The following is a 19,314-nucleotide window of genomic DNA, read 5'->3' as shown; positions in this document are numbered from 1 at the left end:
GAATAAACTTCCTCTTTGCTGTAAATATACCACATTTTTACGCGTGTGTCAAGGATTAAAACGGCTGTGAAGTAAGTCACGTAAGAGCAGTGGATAGTGGATAGAAAAACTTTTTTGCTTTTTACTATCCACTCGCCACTAACCACTAACCACTATTTTAATTTCCCACCAACTGGCTCATCTCAAACATCGGCAGGAACATGGCTATGACTATGCCGCCTATGACCACGCCCAGAAAGGCCATCACGAGGGGTTCTATCATACTCGTCAAACTCTTTATGGCTACATCGACCTCGGCGTCGTAAAAATCAGCGATTTTCACAAGCATGGTGTCGAGATTTCCGGTTTGTTCTCCGACGGAAATCATCTGGATTACCATCGGGGGAAACTGACCGCTTTTTTTAAGCGGCGCGACCATATGCTCGCCTTTTTTGACTTCGTCGCGGGCGGTCAATATCGCTTTTTCAAGAACCATATTGCCGGACGTCTTGGCCACGGTGTCGAGCGCCTGCATAATGGGAACTCCGGATTTTATCAGCGTGCCCAGCGTGCGCGAAAATTTTGCTATGGCGACTTTTCTGAGCATTATGCCGAACATCGGGGCTTTGAGTATGATACCGTCGAACTGGAATCTTACTTTTGGTATTTTTATGAGTTGTTTGAACCCGACAAATCCTCCTATCGGGATAATGACTACAAGGTAGAAAAACTTTACCAGTAAATCCGAGAACTGCATAAGGACTTTCGTCGGCAAAGGCAGTTCCGCGCCGAAACTGGCGAATATATTTTTGAAAGTGGGCAGCACGAAAACGAGAAGAAATATGACAACACTTACGGCGATAAACCCGATGACCGCCGGCATCGTCATTGCCCCTTTGACTTTGCCCTTCAATTCCTCGGATGATTCCATATACTGCGACAAACGCTGAAGTATCGTATCGAGTATACCGCCCTCGTCTCCTGCTTTTATCATGGAGACATAGAGTTCGCTGAATGCCTTAGGGTGCTTGCGCATGGCGTCGGGCATGGAAACGCCCGATTCGATATCCTCTTTTATGCCGGTCACCACATTGCGAAACGCGGGGTTTTCTATCTGCTCGGAAAGGATGTTCAGTCCCTGCACTATCGGAACGCCGGCGGAAACCATGGTGGATAGTTGGCGGGAAAAAAGCACTATATCGTTGGATTTGACCGACGGTTTGAACGGATTGATTTTGCCGATGAGAGCGGCAAGTCCGGTGGCCTGGATTTCGGTCACTTCTATGGGAATCAGCCGCTGTCCCTTGAGATTATCCATGGCCGAGCGCTGATCCGCGGCCTCTATTACGCCGGTAACAACCGCGCCGGAAGGCGGCCTGGCTCTGTAATTAAATTTAGGCATAAGTTTTTACTCGCCCGACGGAAACAGGGCTATACCGACTTCTGCATGAGTTTTTTGAGTTCTTCGGGATCCGTCGAAGCGTCGACGCCCTGATTGTACGTTATTTTTTTCTTCATATACAAATCGTAAAGCGACTGATTCATCGTCTGCATCCCGAACTTTACTCCCGTCTGTATCGACAGATAAATCTGTTCGGTCTTCATGTCGCGTATAAGATTTTTAATGGCCGACGTCACAACCATTATTTCCGACGCCAGCACTCGCCCCGAACCAGACGCCAGCGGCAGCAATGCTTGAGAAAAAACCGCCTGGAGCGTGAATGAGAGCTGGCTTCTTATCTGCGACTGCTGGTGCGGCGGGAATACGTCGACTATGCGGTTTATCGACGAGACGGCGTCCGTGGTGTGCAGCGTGCCGAACACAAGATGGCCGGTCTCGGCTATGGTAAGCGCCGCGGATATGGTCTCAAAATCCCTCATTTCGCCGATCAGTATTATGTCGGGGTCCTGTCTGAGCACGTACTTGAGCGCGGCGGTAAAACTCATGGTATCGGAGCCGAGTTCGCGCTGGTTGACTACGCAATTTTTATGCTGATGCACGTACTCGATTGGATCTTCTATCGTTATGATGTGTCCGCGGCGACGCTCGTTTAGAAAATCTATCATCGAGGCCAGCGTGGTGGATTTTCCCGAGCCGGTGGGGCCCGTCACAAGTACAAGCCCCTTGGGTATTTTCATCATTTCGTAGACGACCGGAGGAAGGTTGAGTTCGTCGAAAGTCATTATTTTCTGCGGAATGGATCGAAGAGCCGCCGCTACGGCGCCGCGCTGACGGAAAACGTTCATTCTGACCCTGCCGACGCCTTTTATGCCGAATGAAAGGTCGAGTTCGCTGGTGGCCTCGTATTTTTCTTTCTGCGCGTCGGTAAGGAGCGAATACACCAGACGCTGGCAAACGTCGGGGGTGAGTTTTTCGTAGTTTGTGGGAATCATCTGTCCGTCGATTCTTAATGTGGGAGGAGCCCCGACGGTGATATGCAGGTCGGAGGCCTTCTTTTCCATCATGAGAATCAAAAGGTCGTTCATATTAAGCATAGTTTTATTTGTAAAGTAAAACCTCCTCGACGGAAACTTCGCCGGCAAGGGCCTTCGCCCACACGGCTTCAAGAATCTTGGAGCGGATTTCTTCGACGGTAAGGCGGGAACATTCCTCGCTCATATAATAAACGGCGGAGGCGCCGGATGAGCCCGTGTAATCGCAGGATTCACAGCCGGACGATTTGGAAAGAATCAACTGATTGTCTTTGACGGGCACGGACAATCCGGAATTGACTATGTAATCCCTTGAGACCGCGTATTGTTTTTTACAGTCGGGACAAAGTTTTTTGACCAGCGCAAGGCGGACGTAAAGCCGCGCCGAGGCGGCTTCGGGAGGCAGCTCTTCCACGAAAGACGCCGCCATAGCCGATCCGGCGGACAGTGAATCGATATTCGCGGGCAGGGACGACGAAGATCCGCCGTCGAAGAAAACGTTGTGCGCTCCGGGCAAATAATCCGCGATTAAGGACGCGCCGGCGCAGATGGCCGAAGTTCCCGACAGTATCTCCGGCGACGTCTCCGAAAAAAAGTACACGATTTTTTGAGTAGTCGCCGCCCAGCGCGCGCACGCCGCCATAAAAGTGCTCTTGCCCGAGGCCGGCGCTCCGGACACGGCCACAAAGCCCCGCCCCGCCAAATGTTTTTCCAGCACCATCGAGTCGTCGGAGGATATGCCGAACTCTCTTAATGACGCGGGCAGAAAAGTGTTTCTTATCTTTATTTTTTCGGCGGCGGGTTTGCCGGACAATTCTATGTCCAGCGAGGCAAGGGCATTCCCTCCGCGAAACGGCACACGCACCCGCGCGCGAGGATGCTGCTTGAAGTATTTGGCCAGAACGTCGGACTCTTTTTGGGTAAGCTCGACGGTTTTAAGATATTTCTGGCCGAAAAAATATCGGATTCTGTCGACGTCAAAATACATTTCCGTGGCGCCTATGCGGGCGGCCATCTCCAGCGCCGACGCGGGAGCGTCCGACGCGGAACGTCCGGCTGTCAGCGCGCGCGCGACGTAATACCTGTCGACAAAGGCCTTTATCTCGTCGGCGGGGGCTATTACCGTGGCTACCGCGAGGCCGGTTATCAATCGCAAGTCGTCGGTGGCGAAAAGATTGAACGGGTCGGAAACGGCTATGGTTATGGTATCGTCGGCGACTTTAAGCGGGGAGATTTCCCACTGTCGGGCAAGATATTCCGGAACGGCGCGTACGGCTTCGGGACTTATCCCGCCGAACTCTTTAAGCGACACGTAGGAAATGCCGCATTGCCGACCCAGAAACGCCAAAAGCAAATCTTCCGTCACGTAACCCTTATCCAGAAGCGCCCGGCCGATTTTCACGGCTTTTTTGCGCTGGATGTCCAGCGCGTCGGCAAGCTGCGCCTGGGTTATAAGTTTAGTTTCGACGAGCAGATCGCCGAGGCGCTTGTTTATCGGTTTGAATGTTTGCATTTTTTGAGTATCCGCGAGCGCACCTCGGGCGGCACGAAACAACCGACATTGCCGCCGAGCCGCGCGACTTCGTTTACCATCCTCGACGAAAGATACACGTATTTTTCGTCGGGCATAAGGAATACCGTTTCTGTGGAAGGCGAAAGTTTTCTGTTCATAAGCGCGAGTTGAAACTCGTATTCAAAATCCGAAACGGCTCTCAAACCCCTGATGAGTATGCGGGCGTTTTTCTTCTTCAGATAATGCACGAGCAGCCCCGAGAAAATCTCGACTTTGACGCCGGAATATTTTTTTGTTATCGATTTAAGAAGTGTCAGGCGTTCTTTGAGTGTGTAGGACGGAGTTTTGCTCTGATTGTCGGTGACGGCCACTATCAGCCGCGGAAAGATTTTGGACGCGCGCTCAATGACGTCGAGGTGGCCGTTGGTGGGCGGGTCGAAACTTCCCGGATATACGGCAGTGTTTTTCATCGGTGGATATTATAATAAATTATAGGTGTTTTATGAAATCCCTTGAAGCCGTCCGAGCGCGGCGGCAAGGGATTTTACACGGGCGGCTATGTCGGGCGCGGCGGTTATTTCCGTGACCATGGCCAATATCGAGGTTCCCGTCGATACAGCCGACGGCAGGTTACCCTCTTTTATCCCGCCCATGACAGTAAACGGAATGTCGATACGTCCGGCGATTTTTCGCGCTAAATCCGCGCCGAGGGGTTTTATGAGGCCCTCCTTGGTGGACGTGGAAAATATCGGGCCGATGTTGACATAATCGGCGCCGCCGGCGGCCGCAGCAAGCGCTTCGGCCTCGGAGTGCGTGGAAATTCCTATCGCCAGATTCGGAGCGATGGCCCTGGCGGCGGAAAGCGGCAGGTCGTCGGGCCCCAAATGAACGCCGTCGGCGCCGGCGGCCAACGCTATGTCGATATGATCGTTGACGAAAAACGCCGCGCCGTGCGCGCGTGTGACATCGCGGAAGCGCAGCGCGAGTTCGTATATCTCGCGTTTGCTTTTTTCTTTTTCGCGGAGTTGAACGATTTTTATTCCGGCAAGAAGCGCGCTTTCAAGCGCCTCGACGGAAGACCGTCCGCCGCAAAACTTTTCCGTGATAACGGCGTAAAGACCGTAACCCGAAAAAGGCCGCAACCGCGACGAAAAGTTTTTACCGTCGAATATTTTCACCGCGCGTTCATCCTCCGCCCATAAAACGGATTATTTCTATAACGGCTCCGTCGGGGATTACAAAAAAATCAAACTCGCTCTTGTCCAGAATTTTTCCGTTTACCTCCACAGCCGCAAGAGTCCGCCCGATTTTTAATTCATCCAAAAACCGTCCCGCGGTGACGCGGGAACGAATCTCCGCGGGCTTGCCGTTAAGTGTTATGTTCATATTATCGACTCATTATGCCGGACGAAGAGGGCTCCGCGTCAATCGTAGCGGCTCGCGCCGAAACCTCTGTCCCAGTCCTTGAAGACCGCGTAAAATCCTTTCCGCTCTATGGCCCGCACAACTTCGTCGACACTGCGACGGTCCGACACCTCGAACTGCTCCCGCGCGTCGCCGCCCGACGCGTATCCGCCGGGATTCGTCCGCGAGCCCGCGCTCATCATGGTTATTCCCCACCCGATGAGCGAATCACGGAAAGCGTCCGACTCTCTCGTAGATAAAATCATTCCCGCGCGAGGCAGAAATATCCGCAGCGCGAATATCATCGAAGCCACGTCCCCGTCGGATACGGGATGCGGCGCATTGAAACCCGAAGCGCATTTTTTTAACCGCGGAAAACTTATCGTCACATCGCCGCGCCAGTATTTATCAATGAGATATTTTGCGTGCAACCCGAGCATCGCGGCGTCGAGGCGCCAATCGGACAGACCCAGCAGCGCTCCCAGTCCCACGCGGCGGAATCCCGCCTCAAGCGCGCGTTCGGGGGATTGAATTCTGAATTCAAAATCCCTTTTTTTGCCGGCGGGATGCATATATTCGTAAACTTTTTCGTCGTAGGTTTCCTGATAAACCGTAAGCCCCGACGCTCCGGCGGACACGAAACGGCGGTAGACATCGGAATCGGCAGGAAAAATTTCAAGACCCGTAAAAGTAAATTTTTCAGATAGCATCCTCACGGATTTTTCGACGTAACCGGAACCTGCCTTAGAGGGCGACTCTCCGGTAAGAAGAAGAACATTGTCGAAGCCGCGCGCTTTAAGTGAATCGGCCTCGCGTAATATTTCGTCGTCGGAAAGAGTTTTCCGACCGACGGATGACGACGCGTTGAAGCCGCAGTAGCGGCAGGCGTTGTCGCATTCGTTCGACAGATACAGCGGCGCGTAAAGATTGATGTTTTTTCCGAAGTGGCTGATTGTGAGTTCCCTGGCGCGGACCGCCGTTTCACCCGCGAAAGCCCGCGCCGCGGGAGAAAGAAGCGCCAGAAAATCTCCGACGGACGGAAACTCCGCGGCCAGAGCGCGACGGACGTCGGACGGGGTCGCGGAATATATTTTCGCGGCGACGGCTTTAGAATCTTGTTTGCGGAATTCCGCAAGAAAACTCATTTTATGATCCAGTCGGCGGGACTCGACGCGGACGCGTAATCGCCCGACGCTCCCATGCCGGACAAATACGCCGCGCGGCCCGCCTCGACGGCAAGTTTGAAGCCCAGAGCCATCATTTCGGGATTGCCGCTCGACGATATCGCGGTGTTTACCATCACGGCGTCCACGCCGATTTCAAGCGCCTGCGCCGCATGCGACGGCCTTCCGAGTCCGGCGTCGACTATTACCGGAACACCGGCCTGCTCGACGATGATTTTGACCGCGTCGAGTGTGCGCATACCTTTGTTTGATCCTATCGGCGCGGCAAGGGGCATAACCGCCGCGGCGCCCGCATCTTCAAGTTTCCTGGCAAGCACCGGGTCGGCATTTATGTAGGGCAGAACCGTAAAGCCCTCTTTAATCAGAATTTTGGCCGCCTTGAGCGTCTCCTCTCCGTCGGGCAGAAGCCATCCGGGGTCGGGAGTGACTTCGATTTTCACCCAATCGGAAACGCCCGACGCGCGAGCCAGACGAGCAAGCCGGACGGCTTCATCGGCGTTCTGCGCTCCCGAAGTGTTGGGCAGTATCAAAAGCGTTTTTGCGTCGAGCGCCGAAAGTATGTCGTGGCCGGGATTCGACACATCCACGCGACGGACGGCCACCGTTACCATCTGAGCGCCCGACGCCGCGATGGCGCGCCTCATAATCTCGTTGGAACCGTATTTTCCGGTGCCCATAATAAGCCGCGAAGAAAACGCCCGTCCGGCGATAATCAGCGGGTCTTTGTTATTCATATTTTCACTCTCCGACGGAGGTCGCGGCTTTTCAGCCGGCCTGCGGCATCATAATATTGTCGCCGTATCTTAGCGCGAGTTCGGCTTTAACCGCCGGCGGCAGCGGCGTAACACGGGACATTAAAGCGGCCGCCTTTTTGGCAGTTTCCAGAATTTCTTTGTCTTTTTCAAAATCGACCACTCTTAAATCGAGTTCGCCGCGGCCGTGCTGCTCGGTTCCTATTATGCGGCCCGCGCCGCGCATTCTCATATCGGCCCGGGACACCTCAAATCCGTCGGAGGTTTCAAGAAGCACGCGCAGGCGGACGGTTCCCTCGTCCGTGGGAGAATCGGCCACCAGAACGCAGTACGACTGCCTGTCGCCTCTGCCCACGCGGCCGCGCAACTGATGCAGAGCGGCCAGGCCGTACCTGTCGGCGTGTTCCACGATAAGGAGCGTGGCCGACGGAACATCTATGCCGACTTCGATCACCACCGTCGATATCAACACGTCGAGCGCGCCCGAGCGAAACGCCTCCATAACGGCGGCCTTGTCGGCGGATTTCATTCTTCCGTGCAGAAGTCCTACTTTATAATCAGCGAAAACCTCTTTTGAAAGACGCTCGGCTTCGGCTTTGGCCGACCGGATAAACAGATTTTCCGACGGGTCGATAATCGGATAAACTATGAAAACTTTATTTCCGCCGGCAAGTTCTTTTGCGGCAAAGCCGCACGCTTCGGAATCGGTCATCATCATAGTTTTTACGGGTATTCTTCCCGGCGGCAGTTCGTCTATTACGGATACGTCGAGATCGCCGTACATTACTATGGCCAGCGAGCGCGGAATGGGTGTCGCGCTCATCAAAAGTATGTCGGCGCACGGCGCCTTGAGCCGAAGTTTCAGACGCTGCGAAACGCCGAATTTATGCTGCTCGTCTATAACTATGACGCCGGCGTCGGCAAAAGCCACGGGGTCTTCCATAAGGGCGTGAGTTCCGATAATAATATCGGCTTCGCCCGACGACATCCGCCGCCGCGCCGCCGTTTTGCTCCCGGCCCGCGACGACGTGGCGCCGGTTACAAGCTCGACCTTGACTCCCAGACCGGCGGTAAATTTGCTCACCGTCTCAAAATGCTGTCGCGCCAGAATTTCCGTGGGAGCGACCAGCACGGCCTGACGGGAATTTTCCACGCTCAAAAGCATCGAAGCCATCGCGGCGGCGGTCTTGCCGCTGCCGACGTCGCCTATGAGTATGCGGCGCATAGGGCGCGCCGAAGTCATATCGCGGAATATTTCGTTGATGGCTTTTTTCTGGGCGCGCGTGAACTCGAAACCCAGGTTGGCCTTGAAACCGGTCAGCAAATTGCGGCGAATTTCAAGCGGACGCGGTTTCCTGCGACTGTCGGCGACGCCGCGCGCGACGGCCATCGCCGTCTGAAAAATCAGATATTCGCCGAAAGCCAGGGAACGGCGGGCGCGTTCGGCGGCCTCGAAGTCCGGCGGAAAATGTATCTCGGCGATAGCCCGCCGGCGGGGCGCCAGGCCGTCGGGGACAACCGGCGACGCCGCCGCGAAATCCGCGGCGGAAGCGGCATAGCCGTCGACGGCGGCTTTCATTATTTTTCTGAAACCGGCGGGCTTTATGCCCTCGGTAAGAGGATACACGGGAATAATGCCTCCGGTCACGCGGCCGGATTCTCCGGCGTCCGCCGGCTCGTATTCCTTGAGGGTTATTTCGACATCCTGACCGCTTTTTCTGACGCGGCCCCAGACAAAAACTTCTTTCCCCCGTTCAAAATCGCGCTTCAGCGCGGCGAAAATATCGTAACGCGCCCACGGATTGAATTTGCGCCACGCGGTCACTCGGGCGACGTCTTTGCCGTCGGAAATAGTGCTTTTGAAAACCGCAAGGCCGAATCCGGCGGGCGAGACAACCGCCGATATCACCTTACCGCGCGCAAAGGCGTCGATGCCGTCGGCCAACTCCGAGAAAGCGAGTATCTTCGTGCGATCCTGGTAGGAAACGGGATAGTGCTCCAGCAAATCGCCCACCGTCGATATGCCCAGCCGCGCGAGTTTTCCGGCTACGCCCGGTCCCACGCCTTTAACGAATCTGACCGATGTTTCAAGAGACATTTTTTGGGTTGAGTCGAATAATTTTATATACTCAGGTTCCGCGATATCAATCGCGTCGAAAAACAGGAGACAACATTATGTCGTTCAAATGCTCAATCTGCGCAAAAGGCCCTTCGGCCGGAAAATCGATCAGCCACTCTCACAAAGCGTCGAACAGAAGATTTATGCCCAACCTCGGCCGGCACAAAATAATGCTCGGCGGAAAAGCCGTAAGGGCTTATGTCTGCACCACGTGTCTTAAATCGGGCCGCGTGCGCAAAGCGGTATAGGTTTTTCTTAAATCCTCTCGACGGCGCGCACCGCGCCGGCAAGTTCGGTCCGGCTTATTTTCCTTCCCAAAAATCTCATACTTTCCCGCGATGACGAAGCGACGGCGAGCGCCTTTTTTATACCTGCGCCGTCCGGATCGGCTATACCCAAAACACCGAGTGTCGTCGGGGCGCCCACGGAGTTCAAAAAAATCTTAAGACGACGGGCGTCTTTTTTTTTGCCTTCCAGCATCAACTGAACCAACAGCCCCCATCCCACCCTTTCTCCGTGCAGAGACCCGCGTGCTTCGGGCGCGTGTCCCAGCCCGTTGCAGAGGGCGTGCGCGGCAACGGCGCGGCACTTTTTGCCGCCGATTCCGCTGACAAGACCGGGAAGAACAAGATTCAGATAAATCGAGCGGCGGAAGTCGCGGGTGACTTTTCCCTTCGACACGGCGTCGACGGCTCCGGCGACGCACTCGGACGCAAGCCGCATAATTTCCGTCGTCAGGGCGAACGCGGCGCGGACTGAGGGATTCGTCAATGCGGCGGGATTCGCGCTCACATAAGCCGACGTCTCATAGTACTTGGCTACGGCGTCGGCTATACCTGCGGCCACAAGACGCGCAGGTTGTCTGATAAGAACTCCGTAATCCGCCGCGCAGACGTCGGGCGCCTTGGCCATATCCAGCGTCTTGCGCTTTGTGCCGTCGGAAAAATACGTGGGGGCGATGGACGTAAAAGCGGCGCAGGTGGCGGTCGAAGTAGGTATGGCCGCAAGACGCGCGCCCAGACGGGCGGCAAGTATTTTAGACGCGTCGATGGCCTTGCCGCCGCCGGCGGCAAAAATCGCTTTCACGGGCCCGCGGGCCGCGGCGCGGGCGGACTTTTCAAGCCGTCCGACTTCGCCCAAAGAACACTCTCCGCCGAAAAATATGATTACGGGCTTTACGCTTAAAATCCCCGCGAACCGGCGTCTGTATTTGTCGAGTATGGCTTTTTCGACGACAAACGCGGCAAGGCCGTCGCCGGTGAAGTCCTTGGCGAAACGGCGGCTCAAAATGTCGTCGCCTTCGTAATAGACGGCCGGAGCGGCCGTCAAAGGCGCCGCCTGAAATTTAATTTTCATTTTTTTAAAGAAGTTGGAGCAGACAAATGCGGTGATAAACGCCCTGACGGCGCACCAGTTCGTCGTGGCTGCCCTCTTCCACGACGGCTCCGTCGTCGATAACCAGTATTCTGTCGGCGTTTTTTATGGTGGCGAGGCGATGGGCTATCATCAGCACGGTTTTTTCCGCCATAAGGTTTTCTATGGCTTCGGCCACGGATTTTTCCGACTCCGCGTCCAGCGAAGACGTCGCCTCGTCGAGGATAAGTATCGGAGCGTCTTTAAGAATAGCGCGGGCCACCGCCACCCGCTGTTTCTGTCCGCCGGAAAGCAAAGCGCCCCTCTCTCCGACCACGGTTTCGTAACCGTCGGGCAGCGATTCTATGAAATCCGCCGCATTGGCGCGGCGGGCCGCCTCGCGCACATCTTCGTCGGAGGCGCCGGGACGTCCGCATAATATATTGTTTTTTATGGTGTCGTTGAAAAGAATTATATCCTGCGTCACAAGAGCCATCTGCGCGCGAAGAGACGCCAGAGTAATGTCCCTTACGTCGACGCCGTCTATGGCCACCCGACCGGAGCAGGCGTCGTAAAACCTCAACACTAAATGGGCCACGGTCGTCTTACCCGCTCCCGATGGCCCCACAAGGGCAACCTTTTCGCCTCTGGATATTTTGATATTGAGTTTTTTAAGAACGGGATGCTTGTGGTCGTAATAATAGTCCACGTCTTCAAGCGTGACGGCTTGGCGGAATTCCCCGAAATCCGCGGCTCCGGGAGCGTCGGCTATGGCGGGTTTCTCGTCGATAATCTCGAATATGCGCCCCGCGCTGACAACGGTTTGCTGCAAAAGCGCGTTCGCCGAAGAAAAGTTTTTTATGGGCTTGTAAATCGACATCGCGGCGCCCAGAAAAGCAAAAAACGCTCCGCTGGTCCACACGTCTTTAAGAACGTCCATCGCGCCGTACCATATTATTAAAGTGAGCGCGACGGCGCTTATAAACTCCATAATCGGACTCGACCGCGAATCGACTTTTACGAATTTCATCTGGTGCGAATAAAATTCCGTGTTTTCCTTCTCGAATACCGCCTTCTGCCTTTCTTCCATCCGGAAGGTCTTTATAACGGAAATACCGGTGACTGCCTCCTGAATTCTGTTGTAGATTTCGGCCATCTGTTTCTGACCGGCGTGGGCGGCCTTGCGCATACGGCGCGCAAAATCCACCAGAGGAAGAGCCACCACGGGAAACACCACGAATGCTATGACGGCAAACTTGAAGTTAAGCCAGAAAATTATGCCTATCAGAACCAGTGTCGTCAGAAAATCGCCGATAAAATTCAGCGGCAGACGAAGAAGGGCGTTTTGTATTATGTAGAGGTCGTTCGTCATTCGCGATAGGATTTTGCCCGACGAGTTGCGGTTGTAAAAATCGTGCGACAGCGACATAAGTTTGGCGAACAAATCTCCGCGGAGGGCCAGCGTGACGCGCTGTCCGACGTACTGAAGAAGATACGCCTGTCCGTAAAACGCTATCCCGCGTATGAACCACATAAGCGGAACCAGCCACAGAATCATAAAGAGCATACCGGTATCTTTGGCAATGAAGACCTTGTCGATTATGGGTTTTATCAAAAGCATGGTCGCGCCGGTTATGCCCGAAACCAGCGCCGTCAAGAAGGCCGCCAGAATAAGACGGTTTCTGTGAGGCAGCACGTATTTTATCAGGCGGGCAAGATTATTCATTGGTTCGACCTTCCGTCGGACGAAGCGCCGAGAATATCGTTGATAATGGACGAGGCGACCCTGCCGGAAGCGTCGGCCGGCTCAAGAAGCCGCCGCACGCGCGCGAACGATTCGGCGGTATCGCGCGGCTCGCCGTCTATGAAACCGGCGACGCGGACGGCTATATCGCCGCCGAGGGCTTTCTCCTGCAGGAACTCGGGCTGCAATTCTTCGTCCAGCAATATGTTGGGCAGCGACACGTATTTTGTCCGTATTTTTATCATAGAGCGAAGGATAAACGCGTTGAGAGCGCTGACGTTGTAGAAAATCGCCGTCGGGATTTTCATCAGGGCGAGTTCCGTCGCTATCGTTCCGGAAACACTGACCGCGGCCGACGGCCCGGCGGCGGCCACGCCGCGGGATCCCGCGTCAAGAATAAGATTTATTCCACTCGCCAGACGGCGGTAGGAATCCTTAAGCGCCGAAAGTCCGAAAAGCGCGAACTCTGTTTTGCCCGCTCCACGGATGTCGTTCAAATTCGCGGCGACGGCGTTAATGATGTCCACATGCCTGCGCACTATGTGCGTGCGGCTGCCGGGAAAAAAACCCACAAGTGGCGGCAGCCCCGCCCGACGACTTTCTACGCCGGACGGCGTTGTCTCAAGCAGCGGATGTCCCACCTGCTCGAAGGGTATCCCCTCCCTTGCGTATATTTCGCTTTCAAACGGCAGGGTCGTAAAAACTTTTTTGACAAAACTTTTTATCGCCTTTATTCTTCCGTAACGCGTGGCCCATATCTGGGGCGGAATGTAATAATATACCGGAATACCCCGACGGGCGGCAGCGGCGCCCACCTTCGCGTTGAATCCAAAAAAATCCACAAGCAGAACGGCCGAAGGCCTTCGCTCGTCGAGGTGCCGCTCCACAGCGCGGTACACTTTTAAAATTCCCAGGGCGGCGCGCGGCGAAACCGCGAAGCCGAAGGTCTCAAGAGATATCGTATCTCCGACGAATATATCGGAAAGGTTTTTGAGCTTTTCGCCGCCGGCCGACGACACGGCGAGGCCGCCTTCTTTAAGCAGCGATGCGACTCCGGCGGCGTGATTCTCGGCCGACGGGTCGCCGGCGCATATAAAAATTATCGGACGAGAATCGTCCGCGGCAAGTGGCGTCATTATTATTTTTACTGCAAACGAATTATCTTGTAGATTTCGCCAACAAGTTCCAGCGCGTCGCGTCCGTGCTCGCCGGTTACGGCGGGCCTTTTTCCGTGCCGAGCGCATTCTATGAAGTGCTCAAGCTCCCGCTCAAGCTGATCGTAGACCGGCGGTTTGGGTTTCTCAACGGAAATATCAAGAAAACTCTTCGGCTCCGGCACGCGTTTGGAATACACTTTTACGCTGCGCGCGGCGTAATCTATGGAGACGTAACTGTCCGGCTGAAATATTCTTATCTTGCGCTGTTTTTCAAGAGAAACACGACTACCTGAAAGATCGCAGACGCAGCCGCCCTCGAAACGTATCCTGACTTTAGCCATATCCTCGTGGTCGGTCAGAACTCTGGCGCCGTAGGCCTCTATGTCTTTGACCTTTTCTCCGACGAGATAAAGCAGTATGTCTATGTCGTGTATCATCAGATCCATTATGACGCCTATGTGGGCCACACGGGGACTGAACGGCCCTATGCGGTTGGCCTCGATAAATATGGGTTTGGTGATAAAGGGCTTGGCCGCCACGACGGCGGGATTGAATCTTTCTATATGGCCGACCTGCAAGACCAGATTTTTTTTGGCGGCAAGGTCGATGAGTTCGTCGGCTTCGGCGGGAGTGGCTGTGAATGGTTTTTCGACGAAGCAGTGAACGCCCTCTTCAAGAAATTTTTTGGCAAGCGGATAGTGAAACGGCGTGGGGGTTACTATCACGGCCGCATCCGGCTTAGGGGCGGCGTCGACGGACGCAAAGTGCGGGAGGCCGTACTTCTTGCCGAAGGACTCGGACAGGCGCGCGTCGGAATCCACCAGAGCGCAAACCTCCACTGTTCCGTTTTTGGCCAGTATCCTTACGTGATGCTGTCCCAATTGTCCCAAACCGGCTACAAGTATTTTCATAATATATTTTTCGTTTTCATAATTGTAGTTGCCGACCTTGGTCGGCCACAGTTTTTACACTCCGACGAAAGCCATGTCATTTTCGTCGGCGAAGGCCTTCATGGCTTCCGGATCCAGCAACAGTGTTTTTCCCGCTTCCACGGCGACGACCGTCGCGCCGGCGGCGAGGGCCGTTCTAAGCGTGTCAGGGCCGGCGACCGGAACGTCGAAACGCATATCCTGACGGGGCCGCGACATCTTTACGACGACTATCCCGCGTCCGGCGAGCGCGCCCGCGCGTTTTATTGTTTCGTCGGTGCCTTCGGCGCCCTCAAGAGCCACGACCACTCCGTTTTTTACCGCGACGGTCTGACCGCAGTCAAGATTCGCCAGCGCCGACGCGATTTTACGTCCGAGCTCCACATCCGCCGACTCGCCCTCCGTAGGACGGCGGCGGCTCAAAAATCCTTTGGGCGCCAGAAGATGTTCGAGCGCCGACGATTGCGGCAGAACTCTCACGCCCATTTCGGCGAACTTTCCTGCCAGCGAATAGAGCAGATTTTCCGCGCGGGCGTCGGGGCGCGACGCAAATAACGCGGCCGCCTCGGCGTCGAGTTTTTTGGTGAATATATATTTATGCTCTATCTTGCCTGATAAAATAAGATTGGGGGATTTGGATTCCCGTATGGCTCCGATTACGGCGGCAAGCGACCCGACCTCCGCCCAGCCGACGGAATCCGCCGCGTCGGTGATGGCCTCGGACGTCTCGCCGCGAAAAGCCACCGCCGAAACGACGCAGCCCTTTTTTTTGAGAGCGCGCGCCAGAATCAGCGGAAAATCCCCGGCGCCCGCCAGAATAACGACTCTGTCGCCGCGCGACAGCGGCGAAACTTCGGGGCGGGCCGGAGAGGTCATTCATCCTCCGACAATGCTTCTTTGAAACGGGCGCGGCAAACACCCCGTTTGGATTTCTGTATAAACTCAATGAGTTCCCTGACCTCGGAGACGGGCTCCGCGGCCGCGATTTGGTCAAGCGCTTCCTGCATGGGAATTCCGGAAATGAATATGTTCCTGAAAGCGCTTTTTATCTCGGAAATGGATTCCGGTTTTATGCGATTGCGCTTTAATCCGACAACATTCAGGCCGACGAGCTGCGCTCTGTCGCCCTGGGCCTGAACGAAAGGCGGAATATCCTGTGAAACCATGGCGCCGCCGCCTATCATAACGAGCCGGCCTATGCGGACAAACTGGTGAATACCCACCAGAGCCGACATTACCACGCCGTCGGCGATTTCCACGTGTCCGGCTATTTGTGTGCCGTTTGCTATTATGACATTGTTGCCGACCCGACAATCGTGCCCGACGTGCGTTACCGACATAAGGAAACAATTGTCGCCTATGCGCGTGGGCGCGGCGGGATTGGTAGCGCGGTGTATAGTGGCGAATTCCCTCACCACGCAGCCATTGCCGATTTGAACTTCCGTCTTGGTTCCGTCGTGTTTGAGGTCTTGAGGCGCGGCCCCTATTACGGCATACGGATATATACTGTTATCGGAACCGATGCGCGCGCTTTCAATCCACGCGTGATGTCCCACGGTCGTGTTTTTATTTATAAACACGCCCGCGCCGATAATGGCATAAGGCCCTACAGTGACCGAAGGATCTATCTCGGCGGTTTTATCCACAATGGCAGTGGGATGTATTTTAGTCATATCTTTTTCCTATTTGTCCACGATAATAAAAGTGAACTCGGCCTCGGCAACCAGCGCGGCGCCGACAAAGGCCTCGCCTTTCACGCGGCCCACGCGCTCTTTGGCTTTTAGCACTTCTATCTTCAGTTCCAGATTATCTCCCGGCAAAACCGTCTTGCGGAATTTGGCGCGTTCTATCCCCATAAAATAGGCCACTTTCCCCGACAAATCGGGACGAGAAAGTAAAAGCACGCAGGACGTCTGAGCCAGCGCCTCGACGATAAGAACACCCGGCATTATGGGATTGCCCGGGAAGTGCCCCTGAAAAAACGGCTCGTTGCCGCTGACGGATTTGTATCCGACGGCCTTTTTTGCGGCCTCCGTGACTACGACTTTGTCTATCATCAGGAAAGGATAGCGGTGCGGAATGATTTTTTGGATGTCGACGGCGCCTATCAACTCTCCTATTTTGATTTCCGGCTGACTCATCTTTTCCTCCGTTGAATTTTCGCTGTGTTCGGCGACCAGTTTTTTAAGGAAATTTATGTTGTGAAGGTGGCCGGATTTGACCGACGTTATTTTACCCTTGAGCGGCTTGCCCAGAATCCCCATATCGCCTATGATATCGAGCATCTTGTGTCTTACCGGCTCGTCGGAAAATCTCTGGCCGCCGTGGGCGTGGACTTTATCCATACTGAATACGACGGTGTTCGTGAAGTCGCCGCCCTTGCCGTAGCCCTTGGAATGGATTGCCTCTATCTCATAATCCAGGCAGAAAGTGCGCGCGGGCGCAATATCGGAAAGATATTTTCCGGGTGTTACAACGGATGAAAACCGCTGCGAACCTATGAGAGGATGGTCGTATACTATGGAGCAATCCAGTGTGAAATCATCGGACGGCTCCGCGACGATTGTGGTCCCGTCCGAAACGTATTCGACGCGTTTGGTTACCACAAAATAATTTCTCGGAGCCGATTGCGGCTGGAGGCCGGCGGACATAATGGCTTCGGCATACGGCTTGGCGCTTCCGTCGAGAACCGGCGGCTCGGAAGCCGTAAGATGCACAAAAACGTTGTCCACTCCCATGGCGGACAATGCCGACAATATATGTTCCACCGTATGAACGCGCGCTTCTTTTGTGCCGATGGTAGTGCCGCGCGTAACACCAAGAACCTTGGCAAACTCCACGTGTATCATGGGCGCGCCGGGCAGATCGTCTCTTACAAAAACAACGCCGGTGCCTTCCGGAGCCGGCTTAAAATTTATTTTCGTGTTCTTGCCCGTATGAAGACCCGGGCCTTTGAGCGCGAAGGATTTTGATATCGTGGCCTGATTCATTTTTTGCCGGTGACGCGGCCCGTTTTTTTTTCGGTGACGGCCGCATAAATTTCGGGAAGTTTTTCCATTAAAGCGTATATACGCATCATCCCGGCGTGAGGTCTGGCCGGAAATCCGGAAACAGTTACGCCCGGCGGCACATCGCCTATGACACCCGCCTGACCCGCGATTACGGCGCCGGCGCCTATCTCGATATGTCCGTTAATACCCGCCTGACCGGCCATCATTACGCCGTCGCCCACAACAACGGAACCCGCGAAACCTACCTGACCGGCCAGCATACAGTTGCGTCCGATTTTTACGTTATGGGCTATATGGACGAGATTGTCTATTTTTGTGCCGTCGCCTATGACGGTGGCGCCCATAGTGGCTCTGTCGATGGCCGTGTTGGCGCCGATTTCCACGTCGTTTCCGATTTTAACTATGCCGATCTGAGGAATCTTGACAGGCAGACCGTCCGTGGGGATGTACCCGAAACCGTCGGAACCTATGACGGTGCCCGCGTGCACAATGACTCTGTCGCCAAGTACACATCTGCCGTAAACGGTTACCGAAGGATGCAGAACGCAATCGGCGCCGATATGCGCGGAAGCTCCCAGGCGGCATCCTGAATGTATGACAGTCCGGTCGCCGACTACGACTCCGTCGGAAACGACGGCAAAATCTCCCACGCTGACGTCTTTGCCCAGACGCGCCGAAGGCGATACCGAAGCGCGGGACGATATTCCGGGCGTCGACAACGGAAATATGTCCGCGGCGAATATCGACAAAACTTTGGCCAGGGCGTCCGTCGGATTTTTGACGATTACAAATGTCTTGTCTTTGAAATCGTAGCTGCGGGACGCCAAAATAACTCCGGCCCGCGTGGCGGCGATACACTTCCGGAACTTGGGGTTTGCTATAAATGTGATGTCGGAAGGCCCTGCTTCTTCTATGGGAGCGGCCGCCGACACTGCCGCGGATGACTTGCCCTCGACACGTCCGTCGGTGAGCGCTGCGATTTCGGCGGCGGTTATTTTCATTATTTAAGCCGGTCTATAACTTTGGAAGTAATATCGTACGCTTCGGGGGCGTAAAGAATATAGTTTTTGTCGATTATCACAAGAAGCTCTTCTTCGACGGCTATCTGTTCAAGAACTTTGTATATGGTTTGAAGTATGTCCGTCGAACAATTTTTCTCGATATCCGAGATGCCCGATACCATTTCCGCGCGCGCTTTATCCAAAGACGCCTCAAGTTTTGTTATATCCGTATCGGCCGCCTTTCTGGCGATCTCTTTTTCATATACGGCTTCGACCGTCTTTGCGGAAGCGGTTTTATCCGCGGCAGGCGGCAAAGTTTCCGTGGATACGTCCACAGGCGCGGCGGACGTTCCGCGGCGGTATTCTTCTATTTCCTTTTGCAGCCGTTCCGTATCGCCCCGCCTGACGGCCAGGGCAGCGGTAATCGAGGATATGGCCGTTTCGTAGGCGTCTTTGGCGTCGCGGTATTCCTTTGTGGCTCTGGCTTTTTGCGGACAGACGTTATAAATAAGCTCCATATCGGCGTAGGCGATGCGCATCGCTTTGCCGTCCGTAACCGCGGAAACCGGTATTTCAAGAGCAACGGCCGGAGACACAAAAAATCCGCATACGGCCGCCGTGAATAAATGTCTTATAGCGCGAAAAACAAATGTTTTCATAATTAACTCATTGTCCTCGCTCTCACCTTCTGTCATTGCGAGGATTTTGTAGGGACAGGTCGCGACCTGTCCCTAC

The 19,314-nt window shown here is 54.7% G+C and carries 19 protein-coding genes; 1 reads left to right on the top strand and 18 read right to left on the bottom strand.

What is annotated here, in order from left to right:
- Window positions 1-157: 157 nt before the first annotated feature.
- From CVU77_02590 to CVU77_02550, 9 genes are read right to left on the bottom strand one after another with little or no spacing between them, the layout of a single operon-like run.
- Complete coding sequence (locus tag CVU77_02590) at window positions 158-1,381, bottom strand: pilus assembly protein PilC (GenBank protein ID PKN01847.1); 1,224 nt, start codon at window positions 1,379-1,381, stop codon at window positions 158-160.
- A gap of 29 nt (window positions 1,382-1,410) precedes the next feature.
- On the bottom strand, window positions 1,411-2,475 hold the full coding sequence (locus tag CVU77_02585; GenBank protein ID PKN01846.1) for a type IV pili twitching motility protein PilT: 1,065 nt from the start codon (window positions 2,473-2,475) through the stop codon (window positions 1,411-1,413).
- Between the two features lie 4 nt (window positions 2,476-2,479).
- On the bottom strand, window positions 2,480-3,925 hold the full coding sequence (locus CVU77_02580) for a hypothetical protein (protein ID PKN01845.1): 1,446 nt from the start codon (window positions 3,923-3,925) through the stop codon (window positions 2,480-2,482).
- Entirely contained in the window at window positions 3,904-4,395 is a 492-nt protein-coding gene (locus tag CVU77_02575; protein PKN01844.1) for a pantetheine-phosphate adenylyltransferase, read from the bottom strand. The genes CVU77_02580 and CVU77_02575 overlap by 22 nt, the downstream gene beginning before the upstream one ends.
- A gap of 30 nt (window positions 4,396-4,425) precedes the next feature.
- The gene (gene thiE / locus CVU77_02570) at window positions 4,426-5,103 is read right to left on the bottom strand and encodes a thiamine phosphate synthase (protein PKN01843.1); all 678 of its coding nucleotides are present in this window, start codon (window positions 5,101-5,103) and stop codon (window positions 4,426-4,428) included.
- A 7-nt stretch (window positions 5,104-5,110) separates the two neighbouring features.
- A complete protein-coding gene (thiS, locus tag CVU77_02565) occupies window positions 5,111-5,311 on the bottom strand; it encodes a thiamine biosynthesis protein ThiS (GenBank protein PKN01842.1) in 201 nt (66 codons plus the stop codon).
- 38 nt (window positions 5,312-5,349) lie between these two features.
- A complete protein-coding gene (locus CVU77_02560; protein PKN01841.1) occupies window positions 5,350-6,474 on the bottom strand; it encodes a 2-iminoacetate synthase ThiH in 1,125 nt (374 codons plus the stop codon).
- Entirely contained in the window at window positions 6,471-7,247 is a 777-nt protein-coding gene (locus tag CVU77_02555; protein PKN01840.1) for a thiazole synthase, read from the bottom strand. Before CVU77_02555 ends, CVU77_02560 begins: the two co-directional genes overlap by 4 nt.
- Window positions 7,248-7,278: 31 nt before the next feature.
- On the bottom strand, window positions 7,279-9,363 hold the full coding sequence (locus CVU77_02550) for an ATP-dependent DNA helicase RecG (protein PKN01839.1): 2,085 nt from the start codon (window positions 9,361-9,363) through the stop codon (window positions 7,279-7,281).
- Between the two features lie 77 nt (window positions 9,364-9,440).
- Between CVU77_02550 and rpmB the strand changes: the two genes are divergently transcribed.
- Window positions 9,441-9,632, top strand: a complete 192-nt coding sequence (gene rpmB / locus CVU77_02545; GenBank protein PKN01838.1) for a 50S ribosomal protein L28 — start codon at window positions 9,441-9,443, stop codon at window positions 9,630-9,632.
- Between the two features lie 7 nt (window positions 9,633-9,639).
- On the opposite strand, the gene CVU77_02540 is transcribed toward rpmB, so the two are convergent.
- Genes CVU77_02540 through CVU77_02500 form a run of 9 tightly spaced genes read right to left on the bottom strand, consistent with a single transcriptional unit; the run spans window position 9,640 to window position 19,274 of the window.
- Window positions 9,640-10,740 (bottom strand): hypothetical protein, encoded by a 1,101-nt coding sequence (locus tag CVU77_02540; protein PKN01837.1) that lies wholly within the window; start codon window positions 10,738-10,740, stop codon window positions 9,640-9,642.
- A 4-nt stretch (window positions 10,741-10,744) separates the two neighbouring features.
- The gene (locus CVU77_02535; protein ID PKN01836.1) at window positions 10,745-12,463 is read right to left on the bottom strand and encodes an ABC transporter permease; all 1,719 of its coding nucleotides are present in this window, start codon (window positions 12,461-12,463) and stop codon (window positions 10,745-10,747) included.
- On the bottom strand, window positions 12,460-13,725 hold the full coding sequence (locus tag CVU77_02530; protein ID PKN01835.1) for a hypothetical protein: 1,266 nt from the start codon (window positions 13,723-13,725) through the stop codon (window positions 12,460-12,462). Before CVU77_02530 ends, CVU77_02535 begins: the two co-directional genes overlap by 4 nt.
- Entirely contained in the window at window positions 13,626-14,549 is a 924-nt protein-coding gene (locus CVU77_02525) for a UDP-N-acetyl-D-glucosamine dehydrogenase (GenBank protein PKN01834.1), read from the bottom strand. The genes CVU77_02530 and CVU77_02525 overlap by 100 nt, the downstream gene beginning before the upstream one ends.
- Before the next feature lie 54 nt (window positions 14,550-14,603).
- Complete coding sequence (locus CVU77_02520) at window positions 14,604-15,443, bottom strand: DUF1009 domain-containing protein (GenBank protein PKN01833.1); 840 nt, start codon at window positions 15,441-15,443, stop codon at window positions 14,604-14,606.
- Window positions 15,440-16,240 carry an acyl-[acyl-carrier-protein]--UDP-N-acetylglucosamine O-acyltransferase gene (locus CVU77_02515; protein PKN01832.1) on the bottom strand — a complete coding sequence of 267 codons (801 nt, stop codon included), beginning with the start codon at window positions 16,238-16,240 and terminating at the stop codon, window positions 15,440-15,442. Before CVU77_02515 ends, CVU77_02520 begins: the two co-directional genes overlap by 4 nt.
- A gap of 9 nt (window positions 16,241-16,249) precedes the next feature.
- A complete protein-coding gene (locus CVU77_02510; protein PKN01831.1) occupies window positions 16,250-17,557 on the bottom strand; it encodes a UDP-3-O-[3-hydroxymyristoyl] N-acetylglucosamine deacetylase in 1,308 nt (435 codons plus the stop codon).
- Window positions 17,554-18,579 (bottom strand): UDP-3-O-(3-hydroxymyristoyl)glucosamine N-acyltransferase, encoded by a 1,026-nt coding sequence (gene lpxD / locus CVU77_02505; GenBank protein ID PKN01830.1) that lies wholly within the window; start codon window positions 18,577-18,579, stop codon window positions 17,554-17,556. Before lpxD ends, CVU77_02510 begins: the two co-directional genes overlap by 4 nt.
- Window positions 18,579-19,274, bottom strand: a complete 696-nt coding sequence (locus CVU77_02500) for a hypothetical protein (protein PKN01829.1) — start codon at window positions 19,272-19,274, stop codon at window positions 18,579-18,581. Before CVU77_02500 ends, lpxD begins: the two co-directional genes overlap by 1 nt.
- Window positions 19,275-19,314: the final 40 nt, after the last annotated feature.

It is taken from the genome of Elusimicrobia bacterium HGW-Elusimicrobia-1 (assembly GCA_002841695.1).
GTDB lineage: Bacteria > Elusimicrobiota > Endomicrobiia > PHAN01 > PHAN01 > PHAN01.
The sequence above is the reverse complement of the archived record's forward strand: the minus strand, read 5'-3'. Positions and strand labels throughout refer to the sequence as shown.